Consider the following 15945-nt stretch of genomic DNA (forward strand, 5'->3'; position numbering starts at 1 on the left):
CATGAATTGCTATGTATGATAGCTGCGCTAATTTATTCTTATGTTGTTTATATTTTCTAAAACAATGGCTTGTGTTTTATTTTCTTGCTGGAGTGCTGCTGAGTTCAGTAATGATTAAATTGGCAGCAAGATGCCGGAAAGTCAGTGTTTCAAATAATTAGACTTGAAGTTAATTGTGTTTTTTTGTTATAGTTAGAACTCAAATCAATTAGTCAAGTAAACAAAACGGCGCATGCGGCGCCTTTTTCTTTATTTGTTTAGAGTAAGGAGCTGAATACCGGTTATGCAATTTGAAGGCTACATCTCTTTAGCCCTGTATTTTCTGGCAATGCTGGGAATTGGTTTATTTGCGTACAGGCAATCTACCAGCGATATCTCAGGCTATATACTCGGCGGCCGGCAGGTCAGCCCTCAGGTTACAGCATTATCAGCAGGCGCCTCAGATATGAGCGGCTGGATGTTAATGGGATTACCGGGAGCGATGTATTTATCGGGATTTGATGCGCTTTACATAGCTATCGGTCTGGTTGCCGGTGCACTGGCCAATTACCTGTTGGTGGCACCCAAACTGCGGGTTTACACAGAAGTAGCAGATGACTCACTGACTGTGCCCGAATTTTTCGCGAAACGGTTCGGTAAATCCGATGCAAGAGTGCGAATTGTTTCTGCAGCCATCATCGTGATGTTTTTCACGCTTTATACGTCTGCTGGTCTGGTGGCCGGGGGCAAGCTGTTTGAGAGTGCTTTCGACGTACAGTACCAGTGGGGATTATTAATCACGCTGGGTGTGGTTGTGTCCTATACTCTGCTGGGTGGTTTTTTAGCCGTCAGCATGACCGATTTCGTTCAGGGATGCATTATGTTTGTCGCTCTGGTACTCGTACCGGTTGTTGCATTCACAGAGTTTGACAGTATTGCACAGATGAATAATGCAGCTTATGAGTCGATACCTGGCCTGGCCGCATCCTGGGAAGGCATCACTTTGATTGGACTGGTGTCCAGTCTGGCGTGGGGGCTGGGATATTTTGGTCAGCCGCACATTATTGTACGGTTCATGGCAATCCGGTCAGTGAAGGCAATTTCTACCGCCCGGAATATTGGTATGTCGTGGATGCTGGTAACCATCACAGGTGCACTGGGAACGGGGTTTGTCGGTATCGCTTATGCTAATCAGTTTGGCCTTGCGATTGATGATCCGGAAACAATTTTTATTGTGTTTTCTCAATTATTGTTTCATCCGTTAATCAGCGGTTTTTTGATGGCGGCAATTCTGGCTGCGATTATGAGTACGATTTCATCGCAGTTACTGGTATCGGCGAGTTCACTGACTGAAGACATTTATCGTGTGGTCAGTAAGAAACAGGTCAGTGAATCAGACACCGTGAAAATTGGACGTTTTGGTGTAGCAGGTGTTGCGATAGCAGCGTTGCTGCTGGCACTGGACTCGTCGAATACAATTTTGTCTCTGGTGAGCAATGCGTGGGCAGGTTTTGGTGCAGCCTTCGGACCACTGGTATTGTTTTGTTTGTATAAACGTGACCTGACACACAATGCAGCGCTGGCAGGTATTATCAGTGGTGCGGCAACAGTATTGTTCTGGATTTATGTTCCTGTCCTGGAAGACGGGAAAACACTGAGTAGTGCTATTTACGAAATTATCCCCGGGTTTGCTGTAAGTACAGTAACACTGTGGTTGTTCTCCGCTATGGGCAAGACCCCGTCGTCTGAAGTATCGTCGATGTTCAGCGAAGCGAACCGGGAACTGGCGAATCAACAATCTTAAGGTAAATTGATATTATGATACGTAAAAATTGGAATCGCATTGTCATTAAAGTCGGTAGTGCTTTAATTTCACCGAACCGTAAAGGCTGCAGCAGTCACTATCTGCTCAGTATTGCACAGTTCATTGTGAAATGCCGTGCGATGGGAACACAGGTTGTGCTGGTATCTTCAGGCTCAGTAGCCGCAGGTGCACATCAGTTCCCTGATGGAGAACGTACCGATATTACTGTGAAGAAGGCGATGGCCGCAGCGGGTCAGACTGAAATGATGGCTACCTGGGACCGGTTATTTGACTTTCCTTCAGCACAGATGTTGCTGACACATGCTGATTTACGTGACCGTGAGCGTTACGTGAGCATACGGGACACGATTTTCAGTCTGCTTGATCACAACATTCTTCCTATCGTTAATGAAAACGATACGGTAACGACAGATAAGTTGAAAGTTGGCGATAATGATAACTTGTCTGCGATGGTAGCAGCAGCCGCTGATGCGGATGCATTAATTATTTGTTCTGATGTGGATGGTCTTTATGATAAAAATCCGCATACCAATGATGATGCATCTTTACTGTCGGAAGTTGAGCATATCGACCAGCGAATTTATGACATGGCTGGTGGCGCTGTTGAAGGTGGTGTGGGCACCGGCGGCATGCGCACGAAAATTGAAGCAGCAGAGAAAGCGGTATCGCATGGTATAGATACTTTCATTATTAATGGTTTTACTGAGCTTTCGTTTAATATGCTGCTGGACGGAAAAAATCCGGGTACCCACTTCATTGCTCATGAGAAGCCGATGGCAGAAAATGAGCACTGGATGAGACATACAACCCGTGCGCTGGGTGAAGTGATTGTAGAAAGTGAATTTGCGCCGATCCTGTCTGAAGATGCAGAATCGCTGACCAGCAAAGAAATTGTGGATGTTAAAGGTGAGTTCTCGGTGGGAGACACCATCATCGTCAGAAAAGATGACGGGACCAAACTGGTGAAGGCACGCTCGAATTACAGCAGTTGCCTGCTTAACTTTATCGCCAATCAGGAAAATGATGAGTTTGCGTCGGAGTTTGAAGAAAAAACCGGCCCCATCATTTCGAAAAAGAATTTAGCAAATCTGGAGAAAGAATGAGTTTAATTACGACATTAGCAAAAAATGCCAAACAAGCCGCACAGAAGTTAGCGGTACTGGATGAAAGCACGAAGAATGCCGTGCTTAAAGACATGGCAGCGGCTCTCCGTGCTAATACAGCGTCAATTAAACAGGTCAACACCGAAGAAGTTGCACGGGCTAAAGAGAATGGTCTGGATGCAGCTATGATTGACCGTCTGACGCTGAATGATGAACGCATTGAAGCTATGGCGGAAGGCATCGAAGTGATTATTTCGCTGGACGATCCTGTTGGGCAGGAACGTGTTATCGGTACCCGTCCGAATGGCATTGAAATTAGGAAAATGCGTATCCCGTTAGGCGTCGTGTGCATGATTTATGAAGCTCGACCTAATGTGACGGCTGATGCCGGTGCACTGTGTTTTAAATCCGGCAACGGCGTTATCCTGCGTGGCGGTAAAGAAGCGCTGGATACCAGTCTGGCAATTGCCGGTCTGTTGCAGGATGTACTTGAAAAGCACGGGTTACCGAAAGAGCTGATCAGTGTAGTTCCTGATCCGGACCGTGCGTTAATGCAGGAGTTGATGGAGCAGCGTGATTATATTGATGTAATTATTCCGCGCGGTGGTGAAGGGCTCATCAACTACGTTACAGACAATTCTAAAGTGCCGGTAATCCAGCACTTTAAAGGCGTGTGTCACTTATACGTAGATAAAGATGCTGATCTGGATAAAGCCATGGCGCTGCTGCTGAACGGTAAAACACAGCGTACCGGTGTGTGTAATGCACTGGAAGGCCTGGTGGTGCATCAGGCTGTTGCCGGTGATTTTTTACCTCAGGTAGCGAAAGCCTTTGAAGAGCACAATGTGAAAGTGCATGTAAATGACAAAGGTGCGCAGTACTTCGATAATGCAGATGTTATTGCTGATGATGCCTTTGGCGAAGAGTACCTTGGACTGGAAATCGCCGTGCGTGTGGTTGAAGACTTCGATGCCGCTATTCAGCATATTGCTGATTTCGGCAGTAACCACACCGAAGTTATTTGTACCGAAAATGCTGATGCAGCGAACTACTTCCAGCGTGCTGTAGACGCCTCAGTTGTGATGGTAAATGCTTCGTCACGTTTTTCTGACGGCAGTCAGCTTGGGCTGGGAGCAGAAATTGGTATCGCAACCACTAAATTGCATGCCTATGGCCCGATGGGTCTGGAATCGCTCACCGCTGAGAAATTCCTCGTTAACGGAACAGGGCAGGTGAGATCATAACTTTTCACTGGTCCGCATTGTACTTACGGTACTGAATTGCGATAATCCAAAGCACCGGGCAACAGCCCGGTGTTTTTTTATGTTAATCCGGTTCTTACGTAGGTTTTATGATAGACATCAGCGTTGATTTTCAAGCCTGGTGGCAACAGGTTGCCGATTTTTCCCAGTCCCACAAACTGCCGGCGTCTGCAGTCCTGATCATTGTTTTTTTGCTGACCAAACGTGCCATTTTACGTTTGCTTAAAAAACGCAGTAAAAAAACCGGTGAAGACAGACGTCATTCCATTAACATCATTGAACAGTTGGGTAACGCAACCTTACTGGTGTTGTTGATCATGGTGTGGTCCACCGAAATCCAGAACCTCGCAATCTCCATTGCTGCTTTTATGGTGGCCATTGTTTTTGCTACCCGCGAATTCATTCAGTGTTTTATGGGGTTTATCTATTACCTCGGCGCCCGGCCGTTTCGCGTGGGTGACTGGATTGAGATGAACAATATCCGTGGCGAAGTGGTGGAAATGGACTGGGCTAAAACCGCGCTGCTGGAAGTCGATCCCGAATCCCATACCTATACCGGTAAGCATTTGTATATTCCGAACAGCCAGCTGGTTACCCAGCCAATCAGAAATCTTAACTTCCTGCGACGTTACACCCTGCACAGTTTTACCCTGGTCATGGAGCCGGAGACAAATCCTTATGCAATTCTGCCTGCTTTTAACATCCGGACGCTGAAGCATTGCGAACATTTCCGTGAAGTCGCCGGACGTTATAAAAGTTTAATCGAACGCCATATGGAAGCGGAGTTTATTGATATCGATCCGGATATCGCAATTGAAACCAATCAGTTTGCCAAACTTCGCATCACCGTGTCTTTGTTCTGCCCCATTGATGAAGCCCATACGTTACAGCAAAAGATATCAGAAGACTGGATGGCGCTGTGGCACAGTGAAATTGCCACAGCCAATCGCCCGTCCGGCAAGACGGTAGCAGAGGAATAATGCTAAACGCCTTCCTGCCAGTTACGCTGTCGTGAAAAGTGACTGCTCAGAAAAGCCATCTGGTCAGCCAGAATACGCCGGTTCATCAGGTAGAAGCGTTCATAAAGATTTGGCCTGAAAGGAACGGCAAGCAGCGGCATGTTAGCTTCTTCCGGTGTACGGGCTCCCTTAGCGTGATTACAGCGCCCGCAGGCCGTGGCGACATTCGTCCATTTATCCTGACCACCACGGGATCGCGGAATGATATGGTCACGGGTGAGCTGGCCGGGGCTGAAACGCTGACCGCAGTAAAGGCATAAATGATCATCCCGGCGGAAAAGATAACGGTTACATAATGCAACCTTTCCGCTTACATCAGTCACTTTTCCGTCGCAGGCAATAATGCTGGACAACGTCAGTTCGCTCCTGATACCGGCATTATTCCAGCCGCCGTGCAGGGTACAGGCGGTCGCACCAAGTTCGAACAGCACTTTGTCCTGACAATAAAGCCTTGCAGCCTCTTCGGGCAAAACCCATTCCTGTGGCATACCCGCTTTGTTGAGTCTTAATACCAGCATCAGGGACATCTCCTCATGTGTGACTCTTATAGCATACTGCTTTATATTTCAATATGATGAAAAAGTAATCAATTGCCAAGTTTTTTTGTTGTTTAATTCGCCTGCAGACAGCAAATCAAAAAATCTTTGCAGTTTAAGGAGATAAATCCGGCAGTCAGCGGCTTTCAGGCATTTGATAATGGCATTAGGTAATTATCGCGGCTATACTATGCGCCGCGTTCAAAAGCGAATATATATATATTAAAGAAAATAAAGGACAAATAGTGACTCCTATTACTCATTCTTTTCAGTATGGTCAGCATACTGTAACTCTGGAAACTGGCGTTATCGCACGTCAGGCAACTGCAGCCGTCATCGCCAGCATGGACGATACCTCTGTGATGGTAACTGTAGTTGGTAAAAAAGAAGCGAAAGCCGATCAGGATTTCTTCCCGTTAACGGTTAACTATCAGGAAAAAGCTTACGCTGCCGGTAAAATCCCGGGTGGCTTTTTCAAACGTGAAGGCCGTCCTTCAGAAGGCGAAACACTGACAGCCCGTCTGATTGACCGTCCAATCCGTCCACTGTTTCCGGAAGGTTTTTTCAATGAAGTACAGGTTGTTGTTACCGTACTTTCTGCGAACCCTGAAATCCCGACTGATATTATTTCTCTGATCGGTACTTCTGCGGCACTGGCAATCTCTGGTATTCCTTTCAACGGTCCTGTTGGTGCAGCCCGTGTAGGTTACAAAGATGGCGAGTACATCCTGAATACACGTTTCTCTGAGCAGCCTGAAAGCCAGCTTGACCTGGTTGTTGCCGGTACTGAAAGTGCGGTACTGATGGTTGAATCTGAAGCCAGCGTGCTGTCTGAAGACGTAATGCTGGGTGCGGTAATGTTTGGTCACGAACAGTCACAGGCTGTTGTTGAAGCGGTTAAAGCATTTGCTGCTGAAGTCAACACCCCTGCATGGGACTGGGCGCCTAAAGCAGAAAACACTGAGCTGAAAGCGAAAGTAAAAGAACTGGCTGAAGCCGGTATGACTGCTGCTTACCAGATTTCTGACAAGCTTGAGCGTAAAGACGCAGTAACGAAAGTTACCGGAGATGCGCTGGCTCAAATCCTGGAAGCGAATCCTGAACAGGACGCTAAAGAAGCGTCAGACCTGCTACACGATCTGGAAAGTGACGTAGTACGTTCACGTATCCTGGCCGGTGAGCCACGTATCGACGGTCGTGATCCTGCTATGGTTCGTGCTCTTGACGTTGCGACTGGCGTACTGCCACGTACTCACGGTTCTGCTGTTTTCACCCGTGGTGAAACTCAGGCTCTGGTTGTTGCCACTTTAGGTACAGAACGTGACGCACAGATGATTGACGAACTGCAGGGCAAGCGTGACAGCAAGTTCATGCTGCACTACAACTTCCCTCCATATTGTGTGGGTGAAACCGGCATGATCGGTTCACCTAAGCGTCGTGAAATCGGCCACGGTCGTCTGGCGAAACGCGGTATTCAGGCAGTTATGCCTTCTGAAGAAGAATTCCCGTATGTAGTTCGTGTGGTTTCTGAAATCACTGAATCTAACGGTTCATCTTCTATGGCGTCTGTATGTGGTACTTCTCTGGCGCTGATGGATGCCGGTGTACCAATTAAAGCATCAGTTGCTGGTATCGCGATGGGTCTGGTTAAGAGCGACGAGAACTTCGTGGTTCTGTCTGACATTTTGGGTGACGAAGATCACCTGGGTGACATGGACTTTAAAGTAGCCGGTACTAACGACGGTATCACTGCACTGCAGATGGATATCAAGATCGAAGGTATCACCAAAGAAATTATGCAGATTGCACTTAAACAGGCAAAAGAAGCCCGTTTACACATTCTGAGCGTAATGGATAAGGCGATCACCGGTCACCGTGAAGAGCTGAGCGAATTTGCTCCGCGTATCTACACCATGAAGATTGATCAGGACAAGATCCGTGATGTAATCGGTAAAGGTGGTGCGATGATTCGTTCTATCACTGAAGCGTCTGATACCAACATCGAAATCGAAGATGACGGTACTATCAAGATCTTCGCCACTGAGCGCGCTAAAGCAGATATCGCGATCGGCATGATCGAAGGCGTAACCGCTGAAATCGAAGTAGGCAAAACCTACAACGGTAAGATCACCCGTATCGTAGACTTCGGTGCATTCGTAGAAGTTCTGCCTGGTAAGGAAGGTCTGGTTCACATTTCACAAATCGCTCACGAGCGTGTGAACAAAGTGACCGACTACCTGAAAGAAGGCGAAATGGTTGACGTGAAAGTCATGGAAATTGACCGTCAGAACCGTGTACGTCTGAGCATCAAAGAGCTGCTTGAAAAGCCGGCTCCTGCAGAAGCAAAAGAAGATAAAGGCGAATAAGCTTTTATTTTCACCTTGTTGAAAAGGGCGCTTCTGGCGCCCTTTTTGTTTTTTACCTGTCCGTTGCCGGCTCGCCGTTGCACACGGATAATGATCAGGAGTGGAATATGACCAGCGATGAACAGACCAGAATTGAAGCAGCAACCTTCCGCCGGTTACTGAAACATCTGGATGATAATAAACAGGTGCAGAATATCGACCTGATGATCCTTGCGGATTTCTGTCGTAACTGTCTGGCTAAATGGTACAGCAAGGCAGCGGCAGATGAAGGTGTTGACGTAGACTACGAAGCGGCCAGGGAAGCGGTTTACGGTATGCCTTACAGCGAGTGGAAGGAAAAACACCAGTTGCCGGCTACCGCTGAGCAGCTCGCAGCCATGGAAGCGAAGAAAAAATAGAAAACGGCCGGCAGGCCGTTTTTTATGCGTGTTCTTTATCAGCCTGTAAATTACTGAAACGAAAAGCATGGGGCAGTAAATCGCCAACAGTATAGGTTTCTGTTTTACCGTCGTCAGTCACCAGAATCACCGGTGTCTCATCACCTGCAAACTCAGCTATTTTTTGCCTGCATCCGCCGCAGGGGAAGCAGAAGCTGTCATTGGGACTGGCTATTACAATGGCCTTAATTTGTCGGGCGCCTCCTGCAATCATTGCTCCGATGGCTGTGGCTTCTGCACACTGACCAAGCGGATAAGCCGCGTTCTCTACATTGCAGCCGGCAAAGATACTGCCACCGGTGGTGAGCACGGCGGCACCTACATGAAAACCGGAGTAGGGGGCATGGGCATGTTGCTTTGCTGCCTGGGCTGTTTCTTTCAGTTGTGTTATTCTTTTATTTTCCATTACATCTCTCTGGTGGCTCAGGCTTTACTTTTTTTACCAAATCGGCGATGGTGTCAGCCATCGGATGACTGTCAGGAAGACAGTTTGCCCGCGCCACGTCATTTTCATAGCGAGTGAATCCATTTTTAACATGCGTAAAGTCATTAGTCTCATCTTTTTTTCTTATCTGGCGGTCTCTGTGTCAGGCTGTGCCAGTTCACAACAAGCGCAACCCAAAGGAGAAATGGGGAATCTGTTACTCGCAGAACCAGCGCCGGTTAATCCACGCTCTCAAATGGCAATTGCGCGGTACAATCAGGTACTGGCGAATGCGACTATTCCCGACGGGGATCGTGCTGAGTTACTTTATCAGCGCGGTATGTTGTACGACAGTGTCGGCCTGGCAGGTCTGGCGCAGTATGATTACACGCAGGCTTTGCAACTGAAGCCGGACATGGCGGAAGCGTATAATTCAATCGGTATTCATTTTGTGCAGCAGCTGGATTTTATTCAGGCATACGAAGCATTTGATTCGACCCTTGATATCGATCCGGAATACGACTTCGCATTTTTAAACCGTGGTATTGCACTGTACTACGGCGGTCGCGCTGATTTGGCCATCGACGATCTCACCACTTTTCAGACCAAAGACGAAACAGACCCTTTCAGAGTGTTGTGGACATTCTTTGCCAAACACGATATCGATCCGGTTGATGCCAGGGCCTGGCTGGTCGCCGTGCGGCCGGGGCTTAATCCCGGACACTGGGCGGTGAAACTGGTTGATTTGTTTTTAGGCACATCCAGTGAAACGGCGTTACTCAATTCGCTTATCGAAGGCATCTCCAGCCAGAAAGAGCTGACAGATCGTCTTTGTGAGGCTTATTTCTATCTCGGTAAATACCATAGCGCGCTGGGAAACAAGGGGATCGCTTCAAATTATTTCAAGCTGGCTCTCAGTACCAATGTGTACGATTATGTGGAGCACCGTTATGCCAGAATTGAGCTGAACCGTTTGCGCCATCCCGCTGACGATACTGAATAAACCGAATCCTGTATGCGTGGATTTATCGTAGCACTGCTGGCTATATTGCTGGTAGGGTCTGACTCAGGTCGTGATACCCGTCAACTCCTTCACAATGCAGAGTCCGCATCGAACCCTGCTTCATTGTTATGGCTGGCAGCCTCAAACGGCAGCGGTGTAGCAGAAGACCGCCTTGTAGCCTGGGCCACTATGCAGGGTTCAGCGTTCTGGCTTAATAAGCTGGTTGCTCTGGATAACGCCGATGCGGCCTGGGCACTGTATCAACTGGTCGGCGATGATGCGAAAAGTGACCGGTTGATGAGTCTGGCAGCTATCGGCAATGTGCCCGAAGCTCAGCTTGCCTTCGCCATGACAACGGATGACCCGGTAAAACGGGAAACCTGGCTCAAACGGGCCGCCGGACAAGGTTATTTGCCTGGTCAGGCGGCACTTGCCGACTGGTACTTATTGCATGCCCAACCGGAAGAAGCGAGACCCTGGCTTCGTGTAACCGCTAATGATTATCCGCAAAGTGCCTTTCAGTATGGCAGGTTGCTGTGGGCAGACGGTAAACGTAAGGCTGCCGGTAAATGGATTGCTCAGGCAGCTGACAGCGGTCATGAAATGGCGGGTAAGGTCAGACGTATTTTGTCAACCTATTCGCCCTACAGTGCAGCCTCAGTGCCGGCTAAAGCCAGAACCGATGAAAGTTGCAGCCAGAAAATAGGTCTGTTTGCTACTTCGTTATCTACCATCGTAAAGGCCGATGAAATCGTAACAGAATTCCGCAAAGACAAGCGCCTGCAATCACTGGCAATTTGTCTGGATACGCCGGTGTGGCTGACGGATGATAGTATTAACTGTGGTGGCGACTGGAAAGGACAGGGACGCCTTGGCTGTGATGTAAGGCCCCTTGCCAACGTGGTGGAAAAGCGGGGATTAACCCACGCTGTCATAATTGCAGAGCAGGGTAAAGCCAACGTAAATAACGGTGTAATGTTTCTCGACCTGATTGACTCCTATGCGGTTTTTGTTCATGAGCTGGCGCACTTTGCCGGATTTGTTGATGAATATGCGCTGGGGAAAAATGCTGCAAAACGCTACTGCGGCAGTGAGGATGCACCGAATCTGATTTTCGACGGCAAAATTACCTATTCACCTCTCTCCACACTGGATAACTGGCGGGCATTGCAGCCCGGTGTCGGGATCTGGCCGGCACAAAGTTGCGCCCGTTCCGATATCCGTGCCTATAAACCTTCCGGGCATATTACCTTTCTTGAACACCATGACAGCGGTGATATTCCACCAATCTACATGGCTTTGTGGCGTCAGCAACTTTCACGCCCTGAAGCCCAGCGTCCGGTATTCATGAATTTGTTTCAGTCCTTTCAAAAGGCAGGGCAAACCCGCAAGGCCGGAAAATGGCTGGATAAATACAATGCCTTTCTGGGAGCAGGAAAGGGAGACCCGGAAGAAACGGTTCCTGAAGAAGACGACGAGGAACCGTTACCGTTTTAAAACTGCTTTCAGCGGCTTTGTAAATCGGGCTTCAGACGTTCAACCCACATGGCGGTGGCACCACAAATAGCCACCGGCATGACGATAAAGTTCACAAGCGGGATAAGGGAAAATAAGCTCACGCCCACGCCGAACGAGAAACACAGTGTCTTATGTTTTCCCAGGTGCGCCCGCATCACCTTAAACGGTACTTTATGGTTGTCGTAGGGATAGTCACAATACTGAATGGCCATCATCCACGCATTGAACATAAACCATAACACCTGGCCGATGACAGGGATAAGCAGAAACAGGATTAAAAACACAATGGCTCTGGGGATGTACCAGATTAACTTGGCGAATTCTCTTCCCAGCATCCGTGGTACATCTTTAATTAAGTCCAGCAGACCATCATCGCCGATTGGCTGTCCAGTGAGGTGTCGCTCAACTTTTTCGGCAAGAATGCCGTTAAAAGGAGCGGCTATCCAGTTAGCGAGGGTACCGAAAACCAATGCAAATATCAGCAGCACTGACAAGACTGCAAGAGGCCACAGGAAAAAGCTGATCACGCCACGAAGCCAGTCCAGCCATTGCGGGATTAAGCTCATCAGCCAGCTAATGCCTTCTCCTATTTCGCCGAACAGAAAGTAAAATGCCACGGAAAAAAGCAGCAAATTAACCGTCAGCGGAATGAATACAAACCGTTTCAGGCCCTTTGTTTTTATCAGTGAAAAGCCGGTCATAAAATAACTGAGTCCGCTTTTATTTTGCATTACGTCTCCTGAAGCTGCGCTTGAAAATGGGTTCTGAACCGGATTCAAATTGCCGGGCCAGTATGCACATGCAGTATACCTGTATCCGCATGCGGTGAGAAAACCCAATTGTTACAGCGTGTGAGTTTTGATAGAGTCAGCGGATAACAATAATTTTCCTATGCGCTGATCACCGGTAACTCGTTATTTATGCTGCAATTTCAGGCATTCTTCAGCTTGGCTGATGGCAACTTGAATCTCCTTTTCCCTGAGAGGTTTTTGTGCGCCTGAAAAAAATTAAGCTGGCCGGGTTTAAGTCCTTTGTCGATCCGACCACCATTCCTTTTCCCGGCGATATGACAGCTATAGTCGGGCCCAATGGCTGCGGTAAATCCAACGTGATTGATGCGGTACGCTGGGTGCTGGGGGAAAGTTCAGCAAAAAATCTCCGTGGCGACGCCATGACGGATGTCATATTCAACGGCTCCTCAGCGCGAAAACCTGTCGGTCAGTGTTCAGTTGAACTGGTTTTCGATAACAGCAGCGGTCGCATTGGTGGTGAATTCGCTCAGTATAATGAACTGGCCGTGAAACGGCTGGTAACCCGCGATGCCCAGTCTCTGTATTTTCTTAACGGCACCCGTTGCCGCCGTCGGGATGTGACCGATTTGTTTCTGGGAACCGGTCTCGGCCCCCGCAGTTATGCCATTATCGAACAGGGTATGATTTCCCGTTTGATTGAGTCAAAGCCGCAGGAGTTGCGGGTATTTATAGAAGAAGCTGCCGGCATATCAAAATACAAAGAGCGCCGCAGGGAGACTGAAAACCGCATCCGGCATACACAGGACAATCTTGAACGGCTGGAAGATGTGCGGGGGGAACTTGGCCGGCAACTGGAAAAGCTGCAACGTCAGGCGGCTGCCGCTCAACGCTATAAGGCCCTGAAGGCCAGTGAACGGAAACTGAAAGGTGAGCTGTCTGCCATCCGCTGGCTCAAACACACGCAGCATATAGAAAAGATCGAAGGTGAACTGGCAAAAGAACAAAATGAGCTGGATGCACTGATTGCACAGCAGCGTGGTGATGAGGCCGGTATCGAGAAATACCGCACGCAGTCGGAAGACATTAAAACGGCACTGGATGACGTACAGCAGGCTGTGTTCACCATTTCCACGCAAATTACCCGCATTGAACAGAACACCCTTCACAGCCAGCAGCGTGACAATCAGATTTCAGCTGAACTGGAAGAGCTTCATCAGCGCCGTGAACTGTTAGCTGCGTCGCTTCAGGAAGCTGAGCAGGCACTTGAAAAGGCAGACATGTCTCTTGAACAGTCTGAGCCCGAATTGCTGATGTTAGAAGAAACGATCTTTCAGGCTGAAGAGCGGGCTGAATCTGCGGAATCTGCGTTAAGGGAGTACAACCGCAAGCGCCGTGAACAGGAACAACACTATCATTCTCTTAAGCAAAAGGTGCAGGGATTACACAGCCAGATCCAGTCGGTGACCAGTATGCAACTGCGCACAACACAGCGCATCAGTGAATTGAATGATGAGCTGATGGCACTGGATGATGACACGTTGAGTGAGCGTCTCGAAGAGGCGCAGGCTGAGCAGGAACTGGCCGCAGAAAAATCCGCTATAGCTGAAGATGAAGTGATCATCAGTAAAGATGCGCTTAATGCCGCATCAGAACAATATCAGACGGCAACCGCTGCGCAGGCAGGTTGTCAGCGGGAACTGGACCAGGCGGCATCACGTTTTGCAGCCCTTGAAGCGTTGCAGGAACTGGCGGAAGCTAAAGCAGGCGAACTCCCTGAGGGTGTTGCATTACTGTGGAAAAGTATCAACGTAAAGCCGGGTTTTGAGGCGCTGATTGAAAAAGTCACTGTGTGGTTGAATGACCCGCTGGTGGCAGCAGAGTATCCAGTGGAAACCCTCATAGCGTCTGCAGAACATTTTCCGCAGGGGCACAGGATTTTGCCTCTTCATACAGACAAACCACCTGCAGAAGGCACACTGGCGTCATGTTTGAATGACGGCTACATCCCGTCATTGTTTTACCGTATCCGTCTTGTCGCTGATTTGGCGGCAGCGCGCACGTTATTGCCGACACTGGCTGCCGGTGAATCGGTAGTCACTGAAACCGGAGAATGGATATCTGCAGACTGGCTGTTAAGAGGAACCGTACAGGAAGACAGTGCAGGTGCACTGCAGCGTCATGCGCAAATGGCGCAATTGCAGAGCGAAATTGACAGCCTGAGTGCACAGCTTGCAGAACTTCAGTTTCAGGCAGACAGTGCCGCAGAGGAAAAAACACGGGCGGAAGAGCATCTTGAAATCACCAGGCAGACACAGGTGCGCTCTGCTCAGCAACAACAGCAGGCTGCACATCAGGTAGCCATGCTGAAGCAGGAAGTTGCCCAGTTAGCCTTGCGGCAGCAAAAAATCCGCGATGAACTTACCCGGCAACAGCAGACTCTGGCCGTGGATGATGAGCAACTTGATACATTGACGGCTCAGCTTGAAGTGCTGGAAATGCAGTTGATGGATGCGGAGGAAGAGGAGCAGAGTGCGTCGTCAGAGCGGGAAAGGTTCGAGCACGAACAGCAGGATGCGAGGCAGTCTGCAGAGCAGCAGAAATCCCGTAAACATCAGCTTGAACTGTCTGTACAGCAGCAGCGAAATCAGCAGCAATTATACCGCGAACAGGTAACGCGTAACCAAATGCAGCTGGCTGAATACTGTCAGCGTGAGGACGCGTTAACACAGGAAAAACAGTCCCTTAGTCAGCCTATGGCGATGCATGAAGCACAACTTGCGCAATTACTCGAAGACCGCGAAGTGCAGGAAGCGTTGCGTATAGAAAAGCAGAATGCGTTAAGCGATGTTGAAGCCCTGCTGAGGGAAGCGCAGCAGGGGCATCATGGCGTTGCTGTGAAAATTCAGCAGCGGAACACCGTTATTGACGGGTTAAAAATTGATATCGAAGGTGCCCGTGTAAGGGCCATGTCGGTACTCGAATTATTGCAGGAAACCGGTCAGTCTCTGAAAGAAATTTTACCTGAACTGGATGACACCGCTGATGAAAAGAGCTGGCAGCAGGAACTGGAAAAAACTACCGCAGCGGTTGCCCGTCTGGGGGCGGTGAATCTGGCGGCCGTGGAAGAATATGAGACGCAGGCGGAACGAAAACAGCATCTCGATACGCAGTTTGATGACCTGGTATCTGCGCTGGATACGCTGCAAAGCGCTATCCGTAAAATAGACAAAGAAACCAAAACCCGTTTCTCAGCAACCTTTGAACAGGTGAATGAGGATTTGAAACAACTCTTTCCTAAGGTATTTGGCGGCGGCTCTGCCTATCTGGCACTGACAGATGATGATCTGCTTGAGACCGGTGTGACAATTATGGCCCGGCCGCCCGGTAAGAAAAATAGTACAATTCACCTTTTAAGCGGTGGAGAAAAAGCGTTAACCGCTTTATCATTGGTGTTTGCAATTTTCCGGTTGAATCCGGCGCCCTTCTGTTTACTTGACGAAGTGGATGCGCCGCTGGACGATGCCAACGTGGGGCGTTTCTGTAAACTGGTATCAGAAATGTCAAAGTCGGTGCAATTTATCTATATCACCCACAATAAGATTGCGATGGAAATGGCAACGCACCTCACAGGTGTCACTATGGCAGAGCCAGGGGTTTCCCGCATGGTTGCCGTAGATGTTGATGAAGCCATGGCCTTCGTCGAAGCATAACAAAGGGCGAA

Annotated in this window: 12 protein-coding genes; 9 read left to right on the forward strand and 3 right to left on the reverse strand. The window is 48.9% G+C overall.

Translation table 11 applies throughout. The features are described 5' to 3' along the window. Positions 1-283: 283 nt before the first annotated feature. The 4 genes from putP (at position 284) to J3369_RS09370 (ending at position 5149) form a co-directional block, all read left to right on the forward strand. Positions 284-1783, forward strand: a complete 1500-nt coding sequence (gene putP / locus J3369_RS09355; protein ID WP_349586002.1) for a sodium/proline symporter PutP — start codon at positions 284-286, stop codon at positions 1781-1783. A gap of 14 nt (positions 1784-1797) precedes the next feature. Beyond that, complete coding sequence (gene proB, locus J3369_RS09360) at positions 1798-2907, forward strand: glutamate 5-kinase (RefSeq protein WP_349586004.1); 1110 nt, start codon at positions 1798-1800, stop codon at positions 2905-2907. Beyond that, positions 2904-4151 (forward strand): glutamate-5-semialdehyde dehydrogenase, encoded by a 1248-nt coding sequence (locus J3369_RS09365; protein WP_349586006.1) that lies wholly within the window; start codon positions 2904-2906, stop codon positions 4149-4151. The genes proB and J3369_RS09365 overlap by 4 nt, the downstream gene beginning before the upstream one ends. A 110-nt stretch (positions 4152-4261) precedes the next feature. After that, entirely contained in the window at positions 4262-5149 is an 888-nt protein-coding gene (locus J3369_RS09370) for a mechanosensitive ion channel family protein (protein WP_502877433.1), read from the forward strand. A gap of 2 nt (positions 5150-5151) precedes the next feature. Here J3369_RS09370 and J3369_RS09375 read toward each other — a convergent pair whose 3' ends face one another. Beyond that, positions 5152-5706, reverse strand: coding sequence for an HNH endonuclease (locus tag J3369_RS09375; RefSeq protein WP_349586009.1), 555 nt, complete (start codon positions 5704-5706; stop codon positions 5152-5154). A gap of 263 nt (positions 5707-5969) precedes the next feature. Here J3369_RS09375 and pnp point away from each other — a divergent pair, with 263 nt between their 5' ends. Then, positions 5970-8090 (forward strand): polyribonucleotide nucleotidyltransferase, encoded by a 2121-nt coding sequence (gene pnp, locus J3369_RS09380; RefSeq protein WP_349586011.1) that lies wholly within the window; start codon positions 5970-5972, stop codon positions 8088-8090. Between the two features lie 107 nt (positions 8091-8197). After that, entirely contained in the window at positions 8198-8488 is a 291-nt protein-coding gene (locus J3369_RS09385) for a DUF1244 domain-containing protein (protein WP_119501227.1), read from the forward strand. Positions 8489-8510: 22 nt separating this feature from the next. Here J3369_RS09385 and cdd read toward each other — a convergent pair whose 3' ends face one another. Continuing rightward, the gene (cdd, locus tag J3369_RS09390; protein WP_502877434.1) at positions 8511-8954 is read right to left on the reverse strand and encodes a cytidine deaminase; all 444 of its coding nucleotides are present in this window, start codon (positions 8952-8954) and stop codon (positions 8511-8513) included. A 109-nt stretch (positions 8955-9063) separates the two neighbouring features. On the opposite strand from cdd, the gene nlpI reads away from it, so the two are divergent. After that, positions 9064-9954 (forward strand): lipoprotein NlpI, encoded by an 891-nt coding sequence (gene nlpI, locus J3369_RS09395; protein WP_349586015.1) that lies wholly within the window; start codon positions 9064-9066, stop codon positions 9952-9954. A 12-nt stretch (positions 9955-9966) separates the two neighbouring features. Beyond that, positions 9967-11451 (forward strand): tetratricopeptide repeat protein, encoded by a 1485-nt coding sequence (locus J3369_RS09400; protein ID WP_349586017.1) that lies wholly within the window; start codon positions 9967-9969, stop codon positions 11449-11451. Between the two features lie 8 nt (positions 11452-11459). Here the strand turns inward: J3369_RS09400 and cysZ are convergent, their stop codons facing one another. Further along, positions 11460-12203, reverse strand: coding sequence for a sulfate transporter CysZ (cysZ, locus tag J3369_RS09405; RefSeq protein WP_303574225.1), 744 nt, complete (start codon positions 12201-12203; stop codon positions 11460-11462). 260 nt (positions 12204-12463) lie between these two features. Between cysZ and smc the strand changes: the two genes are divergently transcribed. Continuing rightward, positions 12464-15934, forward strand: coding sequence for a chromosome segregation protein SMC (gene smc / locus J3369_RS09410; RefSeq protein ID WP_349586020.1), 3471 nt, complete (start codon positions 12464-12466; stop codon positions 15932-15934). Positions 15935-15945 lie beyond the last annotated feature (11 nt).

This window comes from Alteromonas sp. NFXS44 (genome assembly GCF_040148705.1).
In the GTDB taxonomy this organism is placed as follows: Bacteria; Pseudomonadota; Gammaproteobacteria; order Enterobacterales; family Alteromonadaceae; genus Alteromonas.